This window comes from Acidaminococcus fermentans (genome assembly GCF_009696675.1).
GTDB lineage: Bacteria > Bacillota > Negativicutes > Acidaminococcales > Acidaminococcaceae > Acidaminococcus.
Window position 1 is genome coordinate 1 of sequence record NZ_VULN01000006.1, and the last position, 23,831, is coordinate 23,831.

At 50.4% G+C, this 23,831-nt stretch carries 20 protein-coding genes; 3 read left to right on the forward strand and 17 right to left on the reverse strand.

Translation table 11 applies throughout. The features are described 5' to 3' along the window. Positions 1-217: 217 nt before the first annotated feature. From FX155_RS05085 to FX155_RS11690, 4 genes are all read right to left on the reverse strand, one after another. Complete coding sequence (locus tag FX155_RS05085) at positions 218-1,486, reverse strand: DUF362 domain-containing protein (protein WP_022488251.1); 1,269 nt, start codon at positions 1,484-1,486, stop codon at positions 218-220. 527 nt (positions 1,487-2,013) lie between these two features. Continuing rightward, positions 2,014-2,469 carry a transposase gene (locus tag FX155_RS05090; protein WP_229778441.1) on the reverse strand — a complete coding sequence of 152 codons (456 nt, stop codon included), beginning with the start codon at positions 2,467-2,469 and terminating at the stop codon, positions 2,014-2,016. A gap of 230 nt (positions 2,470-2,699) precedes the next feature. After that, the gene (locus tag FX155_RS05095) at positions 2,700-3,683 is read right to left on the reverse strand and encodes a gamma-glutamyl-gamma-aminobutyrate hydrolase family protein (protein WP_154487957.1); all 984 of its coding nucleotides are present in this window, start codon (positions 3,681-3,683) and stop codon (positions 2,700-2,702) included. A gap of 181 nt (positions 3,684-3,864) precedes the next feature. Next, entirely contained in the window at positions 3,865-4,593 is a 729-nt protein-coding gene (locus FX155_RS11690; protein WP_195839613.1) for a helix-turn-helix domain-containing protein, read from the reverse strand. 317 nt (positions 4,594-4,910) lie between these two features. Between FX155_RS11690 and FX155_RS05105 the strand changes: the two genes are divergently transcribed. Both FX155_RS05105 and ggt (FX155_RS05110) read left to right on the forward strand, forming a co-directional pair. Then, positions 4,911-6,272, forward strand: a complete 1,362-nt coding sequence (locus FX155_RS05105; protein WP_154487959.1) for a sodium:solute symporter family protein — start codon at positions 4,911-4,913, stop codon at positions 6,270-6,272. Between the two features lie 30 nt (positions 6,273-6,302). Then, positions 6,303-8,027 (forward strand): gamma-glutamyltransferase, encoded by a 1,725-nt coding sequence (gene ggt / locus FX155_RS05110; protein WP_154487960.1) that lies wholly within the window; start codon positions 6,303-6,305, stop codon positions 8,025-8,027. Between the two features lie 225 nt (positions 8,028-8,252). Here the strand turns inward: ggt (FX155_RS05110) and ggt (FX155_RS05115) are convergent, their stop codons facing one another. The 12 genes from ggt (FX155_RS05115) to FX155_RS05170 all read right to left on the reverse strand — a co-directional run bounded on the left by ggt (FX155_RS05115) (position 8,253) and on the right by FX155_RS05170 (position 21,187). After that, positions 8,253-9,968: a gamma-glutamyltransferase gene (ggt, locus tag FX155_RS05115; protein WP_154487961.1), complete on the reverse strand. Its 1,716-nt coding sequence runs from the start codon at positions 9,966-9,968 to the stop codon at positions 8,253-8,255. After that, positions 9,965-11,338, reverse strand: coding sequence for a sodium:solute symporter family protein (locus FX155_RS05120; RefSeq protein WP_154487962.1), 1,374 nt, complete (start codon positions 11,336-11,338; stop codon positions 9,965-9,967). The genes ggt (FX155_RS05115) and FX155_RS05120 overlap by 4 nt, the downstream gene beginning before the upstream one ends. Before the next feature lie 233 nt (positions 11,339-11,571). Beyond that, entirely contained in the window at positions 11,572-12,240 is a 669-nt protein-coding gene (locus FX155_RS05125) for a GntR family transcriptional regulator (protein ID WP_154487963.1), read from the reverse strand. Positions 12,241-12,401: 161 nt separating this feature from the next. Continuing rightward, the gene (locus tag FX155_RS05130) at positions 12,402-13,544 is read right to left on the reverse strand and encodes an NAD(P)/FAD-dependent oxidoreductase (RefSeq protein WP_154487964.1); all 1,143 of its coding nucleotides are present in this window, start codon (positions 13,542-13,544) and stop codon (positions 12,402-12,404) included. Next, the gene (locus tag FX155_RS05135) at positions 13,541-13,873 is read right to left on the reverse strand and encodes a (2Fe-2S)-binding protein (protein ID WP_154487965.1); all 333 of its coding nucleotides are present in this window, start codon (positions 13,871-13,873) and stop codon (positions 13,541-13,543) included. Before FX155_RS05135 ends, FX155_RS05130 begins: the two co-directional genes overlap by 4 nt. A gap of 40 nt (positions 13,874-13,913) precedes the next feature. Continuing rightward, positions 13,914-15,491 (reverse strand): FAD-dependent oxidoreductase, encoded by a 1,578-nt coding sequence (locus FX155_RS05140; RefSeq protein WP_154488006.1) that lies wholly within the window; start codon positions 15,489-15,491, stop codon positions 13,914-13,916. A 57-nt stretch (positions 15,492-15,548) separates the two neighbouring features. Continuing rightward, complete coding sequence (locus FX155_RS05145; RefSeq protein ID WP_154487966.1) at positions 15,549-15,914, reverse strand: (2Fe-2S)-binding protein; 366 nt, start codon at positions 15,912-15,914, stop codon at positions 15,549-15,551. A gap of 48 nt (positions 15,915-15,962) precedes the next feature. Beyond that, positions 15,963-17,387: a sodium/glutamate symporter gene (locus FX155_RS05150; protein ID WP_154487967.1), complete on the reverse strand. Its 1,425-nt coding sequence runs from the start codon at positions 17,385-17,387 to the stop codon at positions 15,963-15,965. A gap of 379 nt (positions 17,388-17,766) precedes the next feature. Continuing rightward, the gene (locus tag FX155_RS05155; protein WP_326831112.1) at positions 17,767-18,693 is read right to left on the reverse strand and encodes a dihydrodipicolinate synthase family protein; all 927 of its coding nucleotides are present in this window, start codon (positions 18,691-18,693) and stop codon (positions 17,767-17,769) included. An 18-nt stretch (positions 18,694-18,711) separates the two neighbouring features. Then, positions 18,712-19,881: a UxaA family hydrolase gene (locus FX155_RS05160; protein ID WP_195839614.1), complete on the reverse strand. Its 1,170-nt coding sequence runs from the start codon at positions 19,879-19,881 to the stop codon at positions 18,712-18,714. Positions 19,882-19,894: 13 nt separating this feature from the next. After that, complete coding sequence (locus FX155_RS05165; protein WP_154487968.1) at positions 19,895-20,188, reverse strand: UxaA family hydrolase; 294 nt, start codon at positions 20,186-20,188, stop codon at positions 19,895-19,897. Positions 20,189-20,203: 15 nt separating this feature from the next. Further along, positions 20,204-21,187 carry a 2-keto-3-deoxygluconate permease gene (locus tag FX155_RS05170; RefSeq protein WP_154487969.1) on the reverse strand — a complete coding sequence of 328 codons (984 nt, stop codon included), beginning with the start codon at positions 21,185-21,187 and terminating at the stop codon, positions 20,204-20,206. Positions 21,188-21,401: 214 nt separating this feature from the next. Here FX155_RS05170 and FX155_RS05175 point away from each other — a divergent pair, with 214 nt between their 5' ends. Then, the gene (locus FX155_RS05175; protein ID WP_229778443.1) at positions 21,402-22,205 is read left to right on the forward strand and encodes an IclR family transcriptional regulator; all 804 of its coding nucleotides are present in this window, start codon (positions 21,402-21,404) and stop codon (positions 22,203-22,205) included. Positions 22,206-22,345: 140 nt separating this feature from the next. On the opposite strand, the gene FX155_RS05180 is transcribed toward FX155_RS05175, so the two are convergent. Continuing rightward, positions 22,346-23,830, reverse strand: coding sequence for a tripartite tricarboxylate transporter permease (locus FX155_RS05180; protein ID WP_154487970.1), 1,485 nt, complete (start codon positions 23,828-23,830; stop codon positions 22,346-22,348). Between the last annotated feature and the right edge of the window lies 1 nt (position 23,831).

Below are 23,831 nucleotides of genomic sequence, written 5' to 3' on the forward strand. Positions count from 1 at the left end.
TCTCTGTTCTTTTGTGTACTTCACGGCAAACCTCCTGTCCTGTGAGGGAGAATTTCTGTCCGATAATTAATTTCGTACTATCCGTACAGTATACACCGTATGTCCAAAAATTACCCCCTCCGTGTCCAATTTTAGTTTACCACTTCAGCCAGTCCCCCAAAAAATTCATCAGGGACCATACGTAAAGGGGGTGTGAAAAAATTCACACCCCCCTTTTCTATTCTTCCAGCATCAATGTTCCGGACCCATCAAAATGCACCTTCTGATACGTTCCGGCCAGTTCTCCCTTATGAGGATCCAGATTTTCCGCCAGCGCTCTGGTGGCCCAGATATGCCGCAGATCCCCGCTGCTGTTGATGATGCACAGTTTCAAATCTTCCGGAGCGATCCGTCCCGCTGCCTTGATGCAGGCTTTGAACACCAGCTCATCCGTATCCATGGTAGGCGGGATCCGGGCCGTAAAGGGCTTCATGCCAGTCAAAGCATTCACCACCGTCATTTTTTCATCCACGGCATCCCGCAGTCGCCGGCTGATGAAATCTCCCATGCCGATGCCGTTCCCGTTGCCTTCCGATTTGGCCGTGAGAGACAGGATTCCCAGTTCCGTTACATCCGGACCCACATTGGGCCGGTTGTTGATGGGCCGGCCCACCACCGCCGGGTCCATCCCTGTACCGGAGATTTCCTTTCCCAGTTTCCGGCAGATCAGCACATCCATATGTGCAAAAGGGATCCGGGGAACCATGGCTTTGGCCCGTTCCAAAATTTTCGGTTCTTCCTCCCTGATTTCTTCTTTTTTCAGCACATACACATCTGCCAGCTGGTCATACCCGTTTTCAATGACGGCAATGCCGCCCACCACTTTGGCATGGTCCAGTGCCGTCAGGCCCACCCGGGCCATGTTGTCATTCAGGTAGTCCGTACCCAGGCTGTGGGTCATGGCGGCCCCCACATGCTTGGCCAGTCCGATGGCCAGCATCTTTACCAGCCCGCTCTGGTACCGGCCATAAATGGAGGTATGGGTCTTCACCCGGTTCAACAGCAGGATACCATCCGCTTCCCAGGCATTTTTATCCAGGTACACCGGCAGGTCCAGTTCCGTCCGGGCGATTTCCACCACTTCCATACTGGAAACGATTGGGGCTCCCACACTTTCTTCCGTAATCCCCAGATTCCGCAGTACTTCCACCTGGCCTTCCGCCGTTGCACCCCCGTGGCTGCCCATGGCCGGCACGATAAAAGGCACGGCACCCATTTCCTTCAGATACCGGACGGCCGCCCGCATCAAAGGCACATAATCCGCAATTCCCCGGCTTCCCCCTGTGATGGCAATCCGCTGTCCCGGGAGAACTGGCAGATTTTTGGCCCGCAGCCGTGCCAACAGAGTTTCCTCCGGATTTTCCAACCGTGTCCGGTCAAAGATGGTCCGGATTTTCACCACCTCCGGGATTTCATATCCCTGCAGCATTTCTTCCAGTGAACTCATGGCAATTCCTCCTCCCTGCCAAATTCCGATTCCACAGCAGGTCCAGTATATCATGGAAGAATTTTCCGAAATTACTGTCACAGGCAAAAATCCTGACAAATCGTGCAGAAGAAAACGGTGAAAGCAGCCAGTCCCCTGATGTGACCCCAAAAAGTTAGACCTTAGTAACGAGATGGTTTTTACTGTCTCGTTACTTTTTTATGCTGCCTGCAAAGGAAGCCTGTATTGAACAGGACTTTTCCAGCCCAGTCACCGGTCATGCGCCGATATCCATAATCTTTATGCTGGCTGCGGATTTCCTGTATTTTGTCCTCTACTTCCTGGTCTGGATTCACGCGGTCAAACCGTTTCTGCCAGTACATATAGGTCGCTTTAGGCATTTGAGTATAGGAAAGAAGGTCTTTCAATTTGAATGATCTTCGGAGACTGGAGATGATTTTCGCAACTCTCTCATTTTTGCTTCGTCCTCTAAACGCAGTCTCCTCAGTTCTTTTAAAAAAGCATTCTCTATACGGAGTTTAAGATTTTCATCCTCTAACTCCTGGACATGTTCCACACTGATGTCGACCATCGGCTGCTGAACCTGGGGATCTGTTTTTTTTTGTTTTAGATTTTTTCAAAGTTCTCTTCCTGCCTTTTTTATGTGACCGTAACGCTTCCGGCCCCGCAATCTTGAATTCGTTGACCCATCTGGCAATCATGGATGGATTATTGATTCCTACTTGAATTGCCAGTTCCTGATATGAGATTTCATTTGTTAAGTAAGACTCTACCACAGAAAGTTTTTCTTTGAAAGAGTATATTTTTTGAGAGCGGGATCTCTTCAGTCCATTATCTCCAAATGCCTTGTAAGCAGCAACCCACTTTAGCAGCTGGCTACTGCTTGTCGTCCCATATTTACGTGAAATAGAAATACACCCTTCGTCACTGTTCAAATATTCCAGTACTATTTTTTTCTTAAATTCATAGCTGTGTTTTGCCATAAAAAACTGCCCCCCAATTGTTAGATTTTTGGTCTAACAATTGGGGGGCAGCTCACAACAGCTCCTTTTTGAATATATGCCCCCTGGGCGGCCGGGACGGGCGGGCCTGCGGGTTTTACAAGTTCAGAAGTATCTGCCCCCGGCAGATGGTGTCCAGCAGAGTTTACTGCCAGCAAAGGAACAACGCCCGGTCTGCCAAACAGGCATACCGGGCGTTGTTACTCTATTTTTTACTTCGCAGAAGCTTTCACCAAGGCTTTAAAGAACCCCATGCAGATTTCCGTATCGCAGAACTTTTCCTTGTCCTTCTTTTTGATCAGCACTTCCGTCAGATCATTTTCCGGATGGAACTGAAGTCCCACACTGAAGGTGTTGGCGGGGTACTCGATTCCTTCAATCAGGGAAATCCCATTGTCCGTAGTTTCGGCAGTCTGGATCAGCGCCGTTCCAGCCAGACTTTCAATGTTCTGATGATGCCAGGAGGAGATGTTCTTCAGTTCATCTTTCCCTACAATGGCCCGGAGATGGGACTGTACGGGAAGGATCCGTACATCGTGCCGGGTATAATCCCGATTGGGGGTTCCTGGAGGCATCCGATGAAGATTATCATAAGATTTCTTGTGGGCTTTATAGTAATCCGGGATGTCCTGCATGAATTTGACCCCGGACACAATGCCCATCATTTGTTCACTGCGGCATACATTCAAAGTAGGGATATTGTTTTTCAGGCAGTAGGCCTGCAGGGTATAATCCGAAATGTCCCGGGTAGCATTGATCTCTTCCCCATGGTTCTTTTCCTTTTCCGGATGTTTGTAAAGAGAAGGGCTGATATCCTCTCCCCCTGTTCCAAATACCCCATCGATGCCCTGCATCACGGTGGCAATATTGGTGTTCCCGAAGTTCTGGTCTTTGATTTTGTCCGCATATTTCTGTTTCAGCATTCCCGACGGTTCCAGACAGGTCTTGTCCACCGCACCGTTTTTATCATACTGAACATCCGAGCTTTTGATCTGCCCCAGTTCCACCGAAATCCCTCCGGCCATTTCAATGATTTTCTTGATGGGAGCATAGTCGCTTTCCTGATCCGCACTTTCCCAGGAAATCCCGATGACGGGTTTGCCGCCTACCATGGCCTCCGCCCTGTATCCCAGGCCCAGTGCCATTCCCAAAGACAATGCTGTAACCGCCGCAATCCGACCAAACTTCTTGAACATCCACTTCACATCCTTTCGAAGATATATATTGTCAGTGTATTATGAATATTTTGTTCTGTCAATTGATTTACCCTATTTCAGCTCTGCTATTGATTCTTTTCATGATTCAGAAAATGAGAATGAAAAAATACGATACTTGTCTTTATGATTGTTTTCAGCTCTGTCTTTCCACTTACCCACCTTACTTTTTGACAGGTTCCCCTTTCCGGACCATTTCCTGGATTTGCTTCACAAAGGCAGCCGGCGTCGTGCCCATGTATTCCTTGAATACTTTGGTAAAATAACTCTGGTCGTAATACCCACAGGCCTGGGCCGCCTCTGCCAGCGAGCAAAAGGGATTTTCCAACAGCCGCCGCAGCACGCTCTGGAAACGGATGTTGTTCAGTGCGGTCTTGGGGGCCAGTCCCACATGTTCCAGCATAACCCGCTGGAGATAGCGGGCACTGTACCCCGTATCTTTTTCCAGTTGGGCAATCTGCAGAGAACCGTGCTTCTGCAGGGCATCTTTCATCAGATACTGGACCAATCCGTCACTGGTGTCCCGCAGTTTCCGGTTTTTCCACTCTTCAATAAACCGTCTGATGATTGCCATTTGGTTTTCAAACCCTTCTGCCGTCGCAATTTCTTCCGGCACGGTCCCCACCCTGATAAAATCTTCCAACGGCGCTTCCATATCCGTCACCTCCCGGCTGGGAATTCCAAAAAGACGGGTAAACTGCCCGGGAAAGAACTGACAGCACAAGGTATGATGGACGCCGTAAAGAGGCACTTTTTTGCTTTTGTTCAGCAGCCCGCAGATCATAGCCTGGGGTTTCTCCTTTTCCAAAGAGAACATAATACCCAGCAGTCCGATTCCCGGTACACTGGTCAGCCCATCGGTTTCCTGTCCTGCTGTCAGTTCGTAAGCCACAGCCACCGGACCTCCAAGTTCCGGATCTGTCAATATGAATCGATTGTTCTTCTCTGCTTCCCAAAAAGGCTGTACCGATAAAATTTTCGCATATTTTTCCGTTTCTTCCATATTGCTTCCCCTTGTTCCCTGCAGATCAGTTCCGATTTTTACCAAATCAGTTTCCGAAAATTCCTATATCAACATAGCATAAATATAATACGATACTAACAAAAGAGCAAATAAAATATTGTATTTATCAGTAAAATGGCTTATTTTCTTACTTTTCTATTCTTATTTCTACCGTAAATTTCATGCAGAAAGAAAGGAGTCTCACCATGCTGCTGGCTAGTTGGATCATCACATTTCTCCTTATCATCGGTTTTGGCATCTATGCCGGGACGCGGATCACAAAATCCGATCAGTGGAACGGCAGTGACCGTTCCATGGGGATTTTCTCTGTCGGTGCCATGCTAGGTGCCTGGCAGATCGGAGGCATGAGCATTGTGGGTGCCGCTCAAAATAGGTACACCATGGGTATTGCTGGCTGCTGGTACTCCATTGCCGGCGGAGTCTATTTCCTTCTGATGGCCGCTCTGGCCAAACCCATGCGGAAATACATGAAGGCAAGCTCTCTGCCCGTGTTCCTGGAAAGCCGTTATGGTCCTTCTGTTTCAAAAGTCCAGGCCTATATCTGGATCGTCTTTGGGATTCTCTACGTCCCTATCCAGCTGAAGACCGTCGCCTCTGTAATCCAGATGGTCCTGCCCGGCATCAGCCTTGATCTGGCCATGTTTGTGGGCGTCACCATTGCAGCAGCCTATACAGGATTTGCCGGCATGAAAGGTTCTGACATAATCGGACGTATTGTCTGCATCGCCACCTATGTGCTCCTGATCGGTTTCGTCTATCAGAATCTGGATGCCATGGGCGGCTACAGCGGTCTGCTGACCCGTCTTCCCTCTGGTTACAACAACCTGACGGCCATGCCTGTCCAGCAGATTGTTGCCTGGGCAGTGGGTGGGGCCCTGACCACCATCGTCAGCCAAGCGGCCCTGCAACCCATGTTTGCTGCACGAAGCGACCATGCAGCCACCTGGGGCTGCATCCTGGGGTATGTGATTGCCGCTCCCATCTGCATTCTTACCGCCATTATCGGCATGATGGCCAAAGCCAACACCAGTGCCTTGGGAGACGGGGCCAGTGCCTTTGCCTGGAGTATCGCTCACTTGTCCCAGCCGTTGGTGGCAGGGATCATCTTCGCCGTCATTACCATGATTGTCGCTGCCACCATGGCCACCATGATGATGGCCACCGGCACGGTCATTTCCAATGTGTATTCCAAACAAATCAATCCCCAGGCATCCGATACGACAGTCCTGAAAGTATCCCGCTGGGGCACCATCGCCGTTGCCTACATCTCCCTGGCCGTAGGTTTCCTGATTCCCTCTGCTCAAATGGTCAATATGTTCCTGACCCTGAACTACCTGGTCTATGCGCCCTTCAGTTTTACTGTCATCGCTGGCCTGTTCTGGGATAAGGTTACAGCCAAGGCTTCTCTGCTGAGCATTTTTTCCGGTATTATCATTGCCCTGTTCTGGATTTTCGCCGGTCTGAACGGTAGGATCAATGTGGTGTATCCCACCATTGCTGTCAGTTATCTGGTTGGTTATGTGGCAACAAAAAGCAGTGCGCACTGACTGTTCTGTTTTCTGAAGGAGGTCTTTCTTATGCCCAATCATCCTTATCTTGGCTATCAGCTGAATGATATCTTCTATTATCGGCCCTATCCCTATGGGAACCAGGGCGCCGTTTCCTCCAACAGTCCCTATGCCACCGCCGCCGGACTGGAGATCCTGAAAAAAGGCGGCAATGTATTTGATGCAGCCTGTGCCGTTTCTCTGACCCTTGGGCTTGTCGGTCCCTACCACTCCGGCATTGGCGGTGGCTGTTTCTACGTTTTCTACCATAAGGGCAGCAACCGGTTCTACTGCTGTGATGCTCGGGGAGTAGCCCCCATACATGCTTCTGAGGATATGTTCCTGGATGCCGACGGTAATGTGGATCTGAGCCTGACTGAATTCTCCGGCCGTTCCACCGCTGTCCCGGCTCTTTACCGGGCCCTGGATGGGATCCTGCAAAAGTATGGGACCATGAGCTGGGAAGAAGTCTCCGCACCGGCTATCAATCTGGCTCGAAAAGGATTCTGTTGCGGTTTCCCCTATGCCCGGATCTCCGATACTCCGGAAGCGGAACACAACCGGGATGCCTATGAAGGGTTCAGTAAGTACTATCTCCACAATGGGAAGCCCCGGATCTATGGAGAAAAAATCACCAACCCGGATCTGGCCGACACCATGGAACAGGTTGCCCAAAAAGGCGTTGACTGGTTTTACACCGGGCCCATCGCTGATGAAATCATCCATTATGTGCAGAAAAACAAAGGCGTTATGGTCAAAGATGACCTGGTCAACTGCCGTCCCAAGGCCCGTACGCCTGTACGGGGGACCTTCCGGGGATATGACATCATCTCTATGGCACCTCCATCCTCCGGCGGCACCCACGTAATCCAGATGCTGAATATCCTGGAAAATTTTGATCTGAAAGCCATGGGATACCATTCAGCGGCTGCCACCCATGTAATTGCTGAGACCATGAAGATGATGTTTGCAGACCGCTCCGTGGCAATGGGCGATCCCGACTTTGTGAAGATCCAGCTGGACAAACTGCTTTCCAAAGAATATGCTGCCCAACTGGCCAAAAAGATCGATATGGACCAAGCCCAGGAATTCGCTCCCACTGAAGGCATTGAGGCAAAATCCTATCCGGGCTGTACCACCAGTTTTTCCATTATGGACCGGTACGGAAACGTATTTGCCCAGACCCAGACCATCCGCAACTGGTGGGGCTGCGGAGTAGTGATTCCCCATCGGGGCTTTATCATGAACAATGCCATGGCTGATTTCAGTCCCAAGGCCGGGGTCCGGACCACCCAGGGCTTGGCCTATGGAGAAGCCAACTCCGTCCAGCCTGGAAAGACACCTCTGTCCAGCATGTGCCCCACCCTTGTATTCAAAGCAGGGAAGCCTGTACTGGCCGTAGGCTGCGCCGGCGGTCCCCGGATCATCACCAGCGTGCTCCAAATGATTCTCAACACCCTGGAATATGGCAGGATGATGGAACCGGCTGTCCGCACTCCCTTCATGTGCTGTCTCACAAAGGAACAGGGGCTGGAACTGGAAGACGGTTTTTCTCCTGACACGGTTGCTCTTCTGGAAAAGAAAGGACACAAAGTCATTATGCCCCCCAATGTAGGCGTCATGTCCTGCATGCCCAACGGCATCATGTACAAAGACGGTCTGTTCTATCCAGCCGGGACCAACCGGGTAGACGGCGGCGGCGGTGTTCTGACAGAAGACGGCTCCATCGGAATTGACGGATTGTGTTTTAAATAAAAAAGAAAAACAAGGGCACTTGAACCTCTGCCCTTGTTTTTTTACGGATGAAAAGGCTCTCCATCTTGCATTAGTAGAAAATCCCTGCAGGGTATATGGGTTTAAAAATAACGACTGAAAGTAAATATACCGTCTGTTCCTCTTAATTATTATAATAAGACTTGGAAAGGGTGCTGCTTTGAAATATGCGGCACCCTTTTGAATCATCAGTGTTGTCTTCCGTCTCTACTCCTGGCTTACGCCCTCCAACACCACATGACCATCCGGCAGCAAAGCTCCTCCGCAGCCGTCCACCCGCTGGGTACCGGCTGCATAATATTCTCCATCCCGGCACATGACGCTGTTGAGCATGGTGCTCATGGCCTGATCACTGGGGACCTTCACAATGGTATGACCCCGTTTCCGCAGTAGGTCCAGGGTATCCTCCGAAACCCCCAGTTCCACTTCCAGGCCCTGTTTCCGGGTCTGACAGTGGATGTAAGGAAGGCCTACCAACCGCTCCGGTGTCAGGCCAAAATCCACTCCGTTGACAATTCCCTGGACAATCCCGGTGATGATTCTGGGGCCCCCTGCCGCTCCGATGGCCAGGAAAGGTTTTCCATCCCGGCACACCATGGTGGGAGCCATGCTGGAGAGTGGGGTCTTCCCGCCGGCAATGCTGTTGGCCATGCCATAGCTGAGCCCCTGGCTGGTAATGGCACCTGCTTCCGCCGAAAAATCGCTCATGGCATTGTTCAGAACGAATCCCAAGCCATCCACCACAATGCCGCAGCCGAACCAGTCACGGACGGTCTGGGTCTGAGAAAAGGCATTTCCTTCTTTATCCATGACCACAAAATGGGAGGTATTCCCGGGATAGTCTTTGGCGGCGATATTCTCTGCTGCTGCAAATTCTCCGGCTTCTTCTGTCATAAAAGCTGCTCTTTCTTCCGCAAATTTTTTGCTCACCAGCCGGTCTGTATCCACTTGGACAAAGTCCGGGTCCCCCAGAGCCTGGCTCCGGTCAGCAAACCCCAGTTTCATGGCTTCTGCCAGTGCATGGATGGTAGCCGCTGTATTCTGCCCGGTTTTCCTTACATCTCTGGTTTCCAGGATATTCAGCATTTCCAGTACGGCACAGCCGCCGCTGGGCGGGCCGAAGGACACCACATCCGTCCCATGATAGGAGGTATGGAGCACCTGGCGGTATTTGGGCCGGTATTCCGTGAAATCTTCCAGGACAAAACAGCCGCCCCTTGCATTGATCAGATCCACCATCTGTTGGGCTGTGCTGCCAGTATAAAAAGCATCAGCCCCTTTTTCTGCTACCTGTTCCAACAGCTTTCCGATTTCCGGATTGGTCTGTTTTTCTCCAAACCGGTACTGGCTGCCGTCCGGCTTCAGATACAGTTTCCGGAAAGCGGCGGAAAGTCTCCGTTTCCGGCGGACAGAATCGTCCTCCATGGTCAGAGATTCCGTATATCCTGTACCAAAGCCTTCTTCCGCCAAACGGATGGCCGGTGCTGCCACATCCTTCCAGGTCAGGGTTCCGTATTTTTCCAGTACTTCTTCCAAAGTCCGCAGCAGTCCGGGAACAGCCACCGATTGACCTCCCAGATCCTTCCATTCATCCTGGACTTCTCCATCTTTGATGAACAGATCCGGGCCGGCCGCCTTGGGAGCGATTCCCCGTCCGTCCAGGGCAACGAATTTATTTTCTTTGGCCACGTACAGCAGAGAAAAGCACCCGCCTCCCAATCCGGAATGATGGGGTTCCACTACGGAAAGGGCCAGTGATACGGCCACCGCCGCATCAAAGGCATTGCCGCCTTTTTTCAGGATTTCCAATCCCGCCCGGGTGGCATAGACGCTGTTGCTGCTGATGGCACCACAGGATCCATGAGCCACCGGACGGCTCCAGTAGGAAGGCCACATATAGATTTCTTTTTTTGTCTGAGTCATGCTGCTTCCTTCTTTCCAGTCATCAGAGACACGATGATCCCCACAGAATACGTTACGATTACCACAGGATACACCGCTTCCAGCATATCCGTCAGTTTCAGGAGCATCCAGGCAACCCCCACGATCATCCCGCAGAGCATGCTCCAGAAAGCCCCCTGAGGAGTAATCTTCTTCCACATGATCCCTGCCAGGATGGAAAAGCTTACCGGTGCCGCAGCCACATGCTGCAGAGTCAGGAACAGGTTGGTCAGCGCATTGCTGGGAATCAGGTTGGCCGGCAGCAGGGTCAGGTAAGCAAAGATAAAGGTGATCCACTTGGAAATCTTCAGCACCTTGGCATCATCCGCCTGGGGATTGATTTCCGTCTTGTACACATTGGTGATGATGGTCCCAGTGGCCAACATCATGGTGGCCATGGTGGCCGCAATGATCATAGTTGCGAAGGCAAAGACCACACCAGCGAACAACGGGCTGCTGAACGCTTTGATGGCATAGGCAAAAGCTGTGGTCCCATTCCCCAGATCAGCGCCGGAAGCCTTGGAGAACATACCGCAAATAGCCGTCAGAACGCAGATGGGCGCAGCAATCACATACCCCAGGATGGACCCGGTCCGGGCCGCTTCAGGAGATTTTGCCGACAGCAGAGGCTGGAGTACGGACTGCATCACCGCCGTACTGATGCACCCGCCTACGATCCAGGCAATAATCCGATGGGTGGGCATGTTGTGCCAGGAGGCATACTGGGCCGGCAGTTTGGCCAAGAGGCCGCTGTAGTTCCCGAATTTGGGCAGCGTGGTGAAGACAAATGCCATCAGCAGGATATAAGTCCCGATGCAGACCACCCGGCCTACGGCAGAGGCACCCCGCATACCGGAAAAGCTGGTGTAGACCACCGCAATGGTTACCCCGATCAGCATGGCCCAGCTGACGCTCAGCCCCGGCAGTACGATCTGCACAATACTGGAAACCGTCTTCAGCTGGATAGGAATGTACAGGAACCCGTAAACGATCCAGGCGTAAGAATACAGCCGGGCCGTCTTCTGTCCAAATTTCAGCTGCAGATATTCCGGCACGGATTCACTGGGCAGGTTTTCCCGGATCAGTTTGGCGAAGAAGGCCAGGAAGATAAAATAAAAACTGCCCGCAATGGAGTACCAGGCACCTGAAATGCCCAGGTTGTATCCATTTTGAGCAGCTCCCACTATTGCCATACCGCCAATCTGCCAGGCCGCAAAAACGCACCCCAAAGACCAGGCTCCCAGAGTACGGTCACCTCCGGACCACTGACTGGCCGCTTTGATGCTGGAACCAGCATACACACCGATGCCGATGATCAGGCAAAAGGTAATGACCCAGATTGCCACCAACATAAAAATCCCTCCCTTAAAAAATATGATTGCAGCAGCCTGCACGAAGACAGACTGAAACATCCGGCTTTAGGAAATATGTTGATGGCTATCTTGTTTCCACTTCAAGAAATATATTTCTTATCCTCTGCAGCAGAATATATTCGGTATTTTTTTCTTTATTTTCTTTCAGTATATCTGATTTCCCTTTAATTTTCAATAGTTTTTGTCACATTAATTTATTCTAAAGTAATATATTACTTCTTCCAATATTCCGGCAAAGTCCTGGCAAAAGAGTTCTTCAGATGGGTCTCCATAGCCTTATAGGCTTTCTTTTCATCTTTCTCTGCAATGGCCTCATAGACTTTTCGGTGCTCCGCATACACTTTTCGGGCATCAATGGAATTGTTGTAGACGCTCTTCACTTCAAACCGGAGATAATGGTCCAATACCACATCCAGGAACCGGAAAAAGATTTCGTTGTGGGCAGACTGTATTACAGCCCGATGAAAGCTGTGGTCGATTCGGTACAGCCGTTGCCCATCTTCTGAAGGAAGGCCTTCCTGAAGAGAAGTCAGCAGGCTGTCCATTGCCTGCCGGTCTTCTTCATTGGCCCGCTGGGCTGCCAGCTGGGCGCAGATGGGTTCCATGGTCATCCGTGCTTCCAGGATATCATGGGCTTTTTCAAAGGATACCGGCTGGATCAGTACTCCTCTGCCCCGGCAGAACGTCACATACCCATCAGTCTGGAGTTCCAACAGAGCTTCCCGCAGAGGTGTTTTGCTGATACCCAGTTCCCGGCACAAGCTTTCCTGAGAATAAATGGCGCCAATCCGGAAACGGTTGAATAAAATGGCATCCTTGATCCGGTCATAGGCAATATCCTTGTAAGAAAGTTTTCCTGCAGTCCCTTTTTTCTGTTCCATAACGGGTCCCTTCCTTTCGTCACTGTCGATTTTATTATAACGGGTACCGACAGTCATGGAAAGAGACTCTGCCAGAACAGGAAACCGCCATTTGAAGAAATCACTGCCAACAAAGAAGTGTGCAGCCAACTTCCATGCTGCACACTTTGTAAAGCATTTCTTCAGATCTTCGCCACGAACCGGTTGTAATGGAGAGCGGACAGATCCACTTCGGTCTTGTTTTCCGTAACCAGCTCTGCCAGCTGATTGCCCACTGCCGGGCCGATGCCAAAGCCATGGCCGGTAAATCCGCAGGCCAGCATCAGACCGGGGACTTCTTCCACGTTCCCCAGTACCGGAACCAGGTCCACACATTTGTCTTCTTCTCCGGCCCAGGTCCGGACGATTTTGGCTTTGGCCAGATCCGGAAAATATTTCATGATGCCCCGGCAGACACAGGGAGCGGTAATACTGCAGTTGCTCTTGGAGTTGGGGCGGTCTATGGGGTCTTCCGTAAACCCTTCCAACCCGCAGTCTCCACCGAATACAAAGGATCCATGATTGGTCTGATGTCCGTAAAAATCCGCTTCGGCCGTCCCCAGCATCTGATTGAACATATGAGGCTCCGCTTCCGTGACCAGAGCTTCGATGATATTCACTTCAATGGGGACATCAATGCCTACAGTGGCAGCCAGGGCCCGGCTTCCGTATCCAGCGGCCAGGAGCACTGTATCCCCTTCATAGACAGCTCCGCTTTCCGTAATCACCTGACGGATATGTCCCTTGATTTTCCTCAATTGAATTGCTTTATCTCCACTGTAATACCGGACCCCCAATCTTCTGGACGCCATATAAAAGGCCAGTGTGGTAGACAGGGGATTGGCATGTCCATCAGTAGGACACCAGCTGGCTCCAATGACTTCTTCGGAAAGATACGGATTGATGGCCCGTACTTCATCTCCGTCAATCATTTTTACATCCACACCGCAGTCATAGGCGGAATCTGCCAGTTTTTTCAGGATCTGGAGATGTTTTTCCGTTTTCCCCAGCCGCAGGTTCCCATCCTGATGATATTCGCAGTCATATCCCAGTTCTTCAGAAATATGAGGCCAGATATTCTTCACTCCATACTGCATGAGAGGCAGTTCCCTGGCATCCCGTCCGGACTGGCGGACGCCCCCTCCGTTTCGGGAAGACGCACCGTTTCCCACATTTTTGTCCCCTTCCAGGACTATGACACTGCATCCTCGTTTAGCCAGATAGTAGGCCGTGGAATTTCCCACAATGCCGGCTCCCACAATGATTACATCTGCCGTACTCATCATTTTTCCGCCTCCCCTGTTTCCCGTGCAAAGACTTCCATTTCAAGAGGACGCATGGGAGCCCGGCTGGTGGCCGGTTCCAGCTCTGCCGGGCTGACTCCCAGTTCTCTGGCTATGATGCCTTTAACCAGCTTGGCGCAGGTCTGGCCCTGACACAGCCCCATGCCGCAGCGCAGGAACCGCCGCACTTCTGTAATGGTATACAGTCCTTCATGGACGGCCCGCCGGATTTCTCCCTTGGTGACTTCTTCACAGCGGCAGATAATCATGTCATCATCCGGCTGCGGAACAAATTCTCCAATATCTCTGGAACGATCAATGATTTTTCCCATATCCTGTCAGTCCTTTCCTGTTCCGGTTGATCTCCGTCCGTTACGCCTTTTTGAAGAACCGTGCCTTCATGGCATATTCCAGAGGGACTTTCATGGTCAGAAGACTGGTCTTGTCATAGGCAGGGCTGCTCTTTACGGCAACCACTTCCGCCGTGCAGACTGTTTCCCCGTTTCTGCCCAAAGCCATCCCTTTATCCCCGCTCTTGGGCAAAGGCAGGAATTCATAGGGAAGAGTGATTTCCGCAGTTCCCTCGGACTTGTCTTCCTTCAGCAGAAAAATGGCCTGACCAGGACAGCTGGCCACACAAAGACCGCATCCCGTACAGCGTTTTTCTGCACTGAGACAGGGAAGAGCCGTAATGTTGTCTCCTACCTTGATACAGTGGTTGGGACATACATCCTGACAGGGATTGCAGGGAATATTCTGGGTACATTCGATTACCGGATGGATCTCCTCTTTTTCCGTTACCCCAGGGAAGCGGGTGATTTCCTCGTCAGTCACATACCCTTTCTTCAATAAAGTAGTGGAAATGGGGATGCCTTCTTCCGTTTCGGTAATGGTCTTGCCCCGGTTCCTGGGAGCGAACATTCCCTGCCGCAGTCCATCCAGGGCTTTGTCCAGCCCTTCCAGACTTTCCGTCTCTTCCTTTTCCGTAGTGTACCCCAAGTATTCCGCCGCCAATTCTCCGGCCATCCGGCCTTCGATCATGGCCGAACTGGCTTCTTCGATACCGGATACATCTCCTGCCACAAACAGACCGGGAATGGAAGTCCGTCCATATTCATCACAGATGGGAACCTGGCCGCCCCGTTTTGGATTGTCTTCCATCTCACAGCCCGCCATTTTCAACAGCTGGGACATGGGAGACAGCCCAACGGCCACACAGATGGTATCTACATCGAAATGTTTCTCCGTTCCGGGAATGAACTGGAAATGGCTGTCCACTTCCGCAATGGTCACCCCTGTCACATGTTCCTTGCCTTCCGCCTTCAGGATGGTGTGACTGGTATAGAAGGGAACCCCAGTCCGGGCCACCTTGGCTGCATGGACACCGTAGCCGCCGATTTTAGGTGCCGCATCCACCAGAGCCACCACTTCGCAGCCTGCCTGGAGCAGCTGGAAGCTGACCACCAGTCCCACATTGCCGGACCCCAGCATCAGGATTCTATTTCCCGGACGTACTCCATACAGATTCATCATGGTCTGGGCTGCACCGGCCCCCATGACTCCCGGAAGGGTCCAGCCATCAAAAGGAACCATGTTTTCCGAAGCTCCAGTGGCAATGATTACCGTGTCCCCTTTAATATGATGGATGGCATCATCCATCCGATAGACCACTTCTTTGTCCCGGTACAGACCGATTACCGTGGCATTGAGTTTTACCTGGACACCCAGGGCATCTGCTTCTTTCAGCAGTTCTTCCCCGATCCGGAAGCCCCGGATCTTGGCTTTGTGTTCCTTGGACCCAAAAAATTTATGGATCTGTTTGAAAAGCTGTCCCCCAGGCCGTGCATTTTCATCCAGAACAACCACATCCAAGCCCTTTTTGGCTGCTTCGATGGCAGCGGACAGACCAGAAGGACCAGCGCCTACAATCACCAGATCATATCGTGTCATTTGCATCTTCATCTCTCCCATCTGCTGAATCCGAATTTTCCTGTAACCCCTGCAGCCTCATTTCTGCTGATCGAAAGGCAGCGGACTGACTCCATACTGGGTCTTCACGTCCATTCCCGCCTTCAGCGGCGTCATGCAGGTACGGATATTGGGTTTGCCGTCCACAATCATGACACAGTCCGTACAGCGGCCAATGGCACAGAAGATGCCCCGGGGCTTGTGCTTTTTCTGGGTATACCGGTGGATCTGGACCCCGGCAGCCTTCAGGGCAGCCGCAATGGGCTCGCCCTCATACCCTTTCAGAGTCTTTCCGTCAAAAGTGAATTCCACGATTTTCTTTCCGATGTTCTGTTCTCCCAGGATCGGATGTTCCAGGATACGGGATGCTTCTCCAAGTTCATTCTCTTTTTCTGCTGTACACATACGTTTTTTCCCCCTCTATGCAGTTCTGGATCAAATCAGGACAAGCTTTCAGTTCTTGGCCATGGCCGCCACAGCAACCCCTTCCGGAGCCTTGGCTTTTTCAGGTGCATATTCTGCAAAAGGATGCCAGGTACCCAGGACTTTGGGGACAAAAGCCAGAACCAGTGCCAGAGCCGTGGTAGCAATGGTACAGTTGATGTATCCGTATTTCATCACCCAGTAGGGCATCATGGCGGTCAATACTCCGCCGCCGATGGCCCAGTCACTGAAGGGACTGGAGAGTGCCAGGATTTCCAGTGCATTGGATTTCAGTTCCGGATCACAGGTCTTCAGCAGCAGCATGCCTGTGGCAAACACCCCGGTGGCTTCTCCATAGTGGAGCATATTGTATTCAAACCAGTCTTCTCCGTAGAAGTGCCGCACATACCAGATATGGCCGAAGAACATCACTGCCATCATCACACCCTGCTGGATGATCAGCGGCACGGCAAATTTTACAACCACTGGAATATTCACAGACGCCACAGCTCCGGTAACCAGCAGCTCCAGGCAAATGCCCTGAATCCGGCTCATGATGCCCCGGTCCAGGCAATCCTTCCAGGGCGTGTGGTTCATGACTTTCCGCATCAGCAGACCAGCAAACAGGGCCGTAACATACCAGGTAATGGAAATATGCAGATAGGTGTCAATCAGTTTTTTCCCGATCCATCCCAGATAAACAGCCACACAAAGAATGGCAAAATGGAAAGCCAAAGGATCGATGACCCCATTTTCAATGGTGGCCCGCCCCACTGCCGGCCGTTCCTCTTCCGGATAGACTTCAGTGGCCTCCGCTTTCAGAGATGCTTTATCGTGGAAATAATGGGTCCAGCCTTTCCGTACGGCAATATTGATCAGGATCATGCCACTGAGGATGCCCCAGATCAGTCCAACTGTAGCAGAAGTAATGGAAAGAGAGGCACCGTCCGCCCATCCCAGTTCTTCAAACACCTGGGCCATGCCCCCAGCCGTACCATGACCGCCCAGCCAGCCTTCTTCCACAATGACACTGAACAGCGGATCCACATGGGACAGCGGAATCAGGATCAGGGCACTGAGAAGCATGGGGATAGCATATTGGGCCAGAGAAACCATCCATCCGAAGGAAATGGTACTGGCCACTTTTTTCACAGTTCCCTTACCGCTGCGGACACTGTTGAACATCAGCATGGGAGCAAACACAAAAGTGATGAGCCGTCCGGCAAATCCGGCCCAGGAAGACGTGATTTCCTTGGGAATGACACCCAGGAAAAAAGGCCCCAATGCCAACCCGATCAGCCCGGCCACCAAAGAGGCCGGTACATGATATTTGCGCAGAAGGCCCACTTTCAGGCGGACCATGGTACCCACAATCAGCAGAATGCCCAGCAAAGAAACACTGAGCACCAGGGAATCCAGTGTTCCCCCGTTCAACGCCGCAATCTTCGGAATCATACATACCCCTCCCCTTTTGAACCATTCAGACCACACTTTGCTTCCATCCTGCGCTGTCTGTTTCCGCGCCTTCCAGTTTTTCTTTATTACGGTAGAGAACTGGTTGGATTGTGTACAAGTTTAGCACTGTATAAGGAAAAGTTCAATATATTTTCGAACTGTTTTTATTATAATAAATTTATTGTTCGTGTTTTAACAGTTTTAGCACAAATTATCCTGGATTTTACGAAATTATTTTCTTTCTTTGTATAAATACATGAAATTTTCTTTTTTCTAAATGCTTGTAAAATGAAAACAAGAGTGTGGGTATTCTCCTCACACTCTTGTTTTCATATTTAATTTACCAAAACAGAACTATATTTGGACCTGCATTTCTTAATCAAAAAGGCATTTTTTTCAGCCATACCCTCACTTTTTCACACTGATCAACCGTTACTTTTGGCATGGGAACCGTACACCAATTGTTTGTCAGAATTCCCTTCTGGACCATGGCTTCTTTTAAAATGGGAATGAATGGATCCCCGATTTCATAAAGTTCCATTGCCTGGTCCACAATTTTCTGATACTTGATGATTTCATCAAATTTCTTTTCATTTAACGCCTGAGCCAATCCATGGAACAGTTCCGGACAAACGTTGGACAGACCCCCAATACACCCGTTTCCGCCGCTGATCACATTATGCGCCATAAATTCCTCAAAGCCGGAAAGAACGACAAAATCTGGGAATTCCGGCCGCAGCAAATCGATTAATTTCCGTGTATGGCCCATTTCTGTCACAGTATCTTTATACCCCACGATGTTGGCATGTTTTCTCGCCAGCCGCAGCGTCACTTCCGGAGAGACATCATAGCCCGTACGTGCCGGGAAATTATAAATATAAATGTTCCCATTGATCTGGCTGGCCAGATTTCCATAATAGGTTTCCAGAGTCTCCTGGGAAAATTTGAAATAATACGGGCTGACAATCATCACTGCATGGGCGCCTTTTGCCAGGGCATAATTGGACAGTTCGACCGTTTCATCGGCCACCATCCCGCCTGTACCGATCAAGACTTTCGTCTCATCCGCATATTGGCAGGCAACATCGATCAGCTGCTTTTTTTGTTCTTTCGTCATGCTGAAGAACTCGCCCGTACTCCCCATGACCACAAGGCCATCAATACCCTTTCCGATCAGGTATTCATAAATTTTCTGGTTTGCGGTTACATCAATATTTCCCTTTGCATCAAAAGCGGTTACCACCGGCGTTAAAATTTCTGCTTTCTTCATCCCAATCACTTGTCCCTTCTTTTGAATTGCTGCCACGAAATGATTCCTTGGCAATCACACGAAATTGCAGACTCTGGCGATAGCCATTTCCGTATACCCAAGAGATTCCGCTTTAGTATACTTTCCATCTGCCACTTCCTGGATTTCTTTCAGAATTTCGTCTCCCATCTCCTCCAGCGTTTTGGTTCCATAAATCAATGGGCTGGCATCAATATCGATATTGTCTTCCATGTTCCTGTAGGTAATCTTATTGGCGGTAATTTTGATCACAGGCGCCAGGGGATTTCCGGTAGGCGTTCCCCGTCCCGTAGAAAAGACAACGATTTGTGCACCGCCGGCAACCATGGCCGCCACGGAAGAAGGATCATTCCCGGGGGTATCCATAATCACTAGGCCCTTTTTGCTCTCTACCTGTTTAGCGTAATCATAGACTTCGGTAAATTGGCGGTGTCCGGATTTATGGATGCAGCCCAGGGATTTTTCTTCAAGAGTGGTGATTCCCCCCGCTTTATTCCCAGGAGAAGGATTCCCTTCCCGGACTTCTTCCCCCACAAGCTGCAGGGCTTTTTCATACCGATGGACGATCTCAAAAATTCTCTCTTTGACTTCAGGAGTCTTCGCTCTCCGGGCCAGAATATGTTCGCCCCCGATCAACTCCGTGGTCTCTGATAAGATGGACGTGCCTCCCAAATCTACGATCCGGTCACTGGCTTCCCCAATCAGGACATTGGATGCCAGACCGCTGGTGGGATCGGAGCCTCCGCATTCTGTCCCTAAAATCAGTTCAGACAGGGGGAATTCCTCTTTCTGCAGCAAGGAAGCTTCCTGGACAAACTCTTTCGCAGCACGGGTTGCTCTCTCTACGGTTTTAATGGTTCCTCCGTTTTCCTGGATGATAAAAGTCGCCAGGGGCTTATTGGTTCTTTGCTTAATGGCATCGACTACCAGATCCATCTGGCAGTTTTCACAGCCCAGAGAAATCACAACAGTGGCATAAACATTGGGATTGGCCGCATACCCCGCCATAACATCCATGGTCAGCTGCTGATCGCTGGGTACCTGAGAACAGCCCAGCTGATTGTTGAACGTTACGGCTCCCTTCACATTTTGTGCCACCAGGCGTGCTGTATCAGAGGCACAGACACTGGCCGGCAAAATCAAAACATAGTTTCGGATTCCAACCCGTCCATCAGGTCTTTTATATCCATGAAATGTTTGCATCATTGCTTTCCTCCTTTTAAACTTCCGCTTCCAGATTTTCCCTATGGCTGCCCACATTGTGGACATGTACATAGTCCCCTTGATGGATATCGCAGGATGCAATGCCAATATGCTCACCATATTTCACAACCGGCTGGGCCTGTGGAATATCGCGGATGGCAAATTTATGATAAATCGGGATATCCTGCGTAACCGCCAATGATGCTTCTTTTCCATTTTGGAACCGGATATTGGCCTTTGAGCCTTTTTTTAACGGTTCGATCGCCACAGCCACGTTGTCCTTCGCATCAATAACAACTGCGTTTACCATACTTTTCCTCTCCTCTTAAATAACATTTTCTTTACCGAAGTCCTGCCCGGCCAGTGGATATTTGGGGCATCCGTACTTTTTGGCCCACCAGGACGTAATAAAAGGTACCATAATGGCAGTCACCACTGCAGCCGCAGCTACTTGAGCCGTCGCAACAGATTCATAGGGAGCCCAGGCCGGATCAATCAGCGCAACAGCTGCAGGGACGGCCACAGCATTGCCGGCCGTGGTAGAAACGCCCCATGCCGCATATCCTGGTCTGTGCCCAACGAACCGTTCACAGGCCACAATAAAGATTCCTCCTACTAAGCAGCAAATCAACCCAAGTAAAATCCCACCAAATCCTCCTTTGACCAGATTTGTTAATTTTATCCCTGCACCCAAGCAAAAACCAACAAAGGGAATCAAAATCGTCCCTGCCGGAGCCACAAACTTTGGAATCTCCTTATCTAAATTTCCCAGGATCATCCCCATCAGCAAGGGGCCTACAGCAGCCACTAAAGCCACAAGAGGGATATTGGCCAGCCCGGAAGCCCCCATGGCAACCAACGTCAGGAACGGTCCATCGTTAATGGAAAGCAATGCCATGCTGGCACAATCCGTTTCATCTCCATATTCCGTCATTAAAGCCAGATAAACGGATCCATTGGAATTCGTGACGGCACTGATCACCGCCAGGGTCGTCAATCCCAAAAATCCCGCCTTGCCACAAAGCATGCCAATTGCAATGCCGATCGCAGCTCCGATAATAAATTTAGCAATCAACAGCAGTCCTCCGCGCTTCAAGACTTTTGGCATATCACTTAATTGAAGCGTAGTACCCAGGCAAAAGAGCTGGATACCAATAGCAGTTGCTGTCCCTGCGCTGGTAAAGGTAGCTGTTGTAAAAGACCCAATTTTCACAATTTCCGGTACAAACGTATTGATCAGAGAACCAAGGACCATTGGAACGACCATCATTCCCGCAGGTACTTTCCTAACATTCTGCAAAATTTTCATAACTTGTACTCTCCCTATTTGTTTATTCGTATTCTCGTCTTAATTTGTATATACAAACTTTATGGCGTCATCATACCATTCGCATTTTCAAACGTCAACTTGATTTACGAATTTTTTCTTTTTCTTCTTCACAAAAAGAGGAGAAAAGCAGACAAAACATGGTATAATAAATTTGCGTACGAATATACGAACTCTTTCTCGAAAAGGAGGCAACATGATGGTTGAATCAAGCCAATTCCAGATTCATCGACCTACCGCGCGAGTACTGGATATCTTGGAACTGCTGGCGGCCAATTCGGAAGGCTTCACCCTCTCTGAAATTGCCGAAAACATTCATGCAGCCAAAGGCACTCTGTTTCCTGTTGTCCGGACTCTCTGCCAGAGGAAATTCATCTTACAGGATTCTGCCAGTGGAAAATACCGTATTGGAATCAGTGCCTTCTGTGTAGGAGAATCCTATACGAATGACCGAACCATTATGCAGTTTATTCGTGAAGAAATGAGTTCTGTGGTAGAACAAGTGGACGAAATTTGTCAGTTGGGGATTCTCGACAAGGGAGAAGTCCTGTATATCGCAAAGATTGACAATAAAGAAGCCATCCGCTTAATGTCCCATGTGGGAAAACGGCTGCCAGCCTACTGCACGGCTTTGGGAAAAGCCCTTCTGAGCGATCATTCCATTGAAGAAGTCAAGAAACTTTATCCTTATGGATTAAAGGCATTAACGGAACATACCATTACTTCTTTTGTACGTTTGGAAAAAGAGCTGCACGAAATCCGAAATACACAAATCGCTACGGAAAATGAAGAATCCTCAAATTACTTAACTTGTTTTGCCACTCCCCTGCGCGTAAACAAACAAATTGTAGCGGCTTTAAGTGTAAGTGCGCCTTCATTTCGCATGAACAGCAAAAAAGCCGATACCATAAAGAACATCCTGTTATTTGAAAAGCAAAAAATCGAAACCTATCTTACGGCAGAACACTTTGACGGAAATGACTTCCTTTTTACTGAATGATTGATAAGGATTGTCTTACGTCCATAAATCGGAACACAAAACAGCGTTGTTCTCTTCTTCAAGACAAAAAAAGCTGTGGAAACCGCCGACCATCCAAGGTCAGCCGTTTTCACAGCTTTTTATTTTGTTGCAATAGAATTTTATGCTTTGCAGAATCTCCGTCTTACCTGTTTGATCACTGCCCACAGGATGACCCCGATGGAAATGGTCAGGAACACGGCGGCAATGGGGGATTCAAAGAACCGCAGGAAGTTGCCGTCAGTGTACTGCATGCCCCGGATCAGGTTCTGTTCCACTTCTTTCCCCAGCACCAGGCCCAAGATCATGGGAGCCTGGGGATATTTGTACTTGCTCATGAAGTAGCCGATGACCCCGAACACCAGGGAAGTCCAAACATCGAACATATTGTGGTTGGTGCCGTAGGTCCCCACCACGCACAGGACGAAGATAATGGGGAACAGGATGTATTTGGGAACGTCCAGGACCCGGACAAAGGCCCGGATGCCCCCGTATTCCACCACCAGCATCACTACTGTAGCCACCATGAGACCAGCAAACAACCCATAGACCAGTTCACCGCTCTGCTGGAACAGCAGAGGACCGGGGATGATGCCATGGAGCATCAGGCCGCCCAGGATAATAGCGGTTACCGTATCCCCGGGGATTCCCAGGGTCAGCAAAGGAATCAGAGCCCCGCCGATGGAGGCGTTGTTGGAGGTTTCGGAAGCCACAATGCCATCCATGCAGCCGGTACCGAATTTTTCCGGATGCTTGCTCTGCTGTTTGGCCACACTGTAAGCCACGATATTGGACGTAGCGCCGCCGATTCCCGGCAGGATGCCGATGCCGATGCCGATCAGGGCGGACCGGATGAAGTTCACGAACTGGTCCTTGAATTCCTGGAGGGTAAACCCAAAGCCTTTGATTTTGTATTCCAGGATCTGGCCTTCTTTGGCTTTCACCCCTTCTGCGGCTGCTTTCAGGATTTCAGCCGTGGCAAAAAGCCCGATCATCACTGGCAGCTGGGAAAATCCGTTTTCCAGTTCCGGGATTCCGAAAGTGAACCGGGCGGAACCGGTGATGTCGGAAATCCCGAACAGGGAAATCACGATGCCGAAGACCCCGGCCATCACCGCTTTGAACGGGTTGTCAGAAATCATGGCAGCAATCATGGTCAGCGCGAAGAGACAGATGGAAAAGGTTTCAATGGGGCCGAACTTCAAAGCAGCTTTCGCCAGAGGCGGAGCAATGAAGAACAGAGCCACCATGGAAAGAATGGTTCCCAGGAAGGAGTAGAAAATGCCGATGCCCAGGGCCCGGCCCCCTTCGCCCCGTTCCGCCATGGGCGCCCCGTCAAAGGTGGTGGCCACGGAAGAGGGTGTGCCGGGGATTTTCAGCAGGATGGCGGAAATCAGACCGCCGGAAGTGCCTCCCACATACAGGGCAATCAGCATGGAAATCCCGTTAAGGGGCGACATCCCAAAGGTAATGGGCAGACACAAGGCCACCGCCATGGTGGAAGTGAGCCCGGGAATGGACCCAAAGATGATCCCCACGACAACCCCTACCAGGATGATCAGCAGGGTTGTGGGATTCAGTACGGATAAAATGCCTTCAGCAACCATA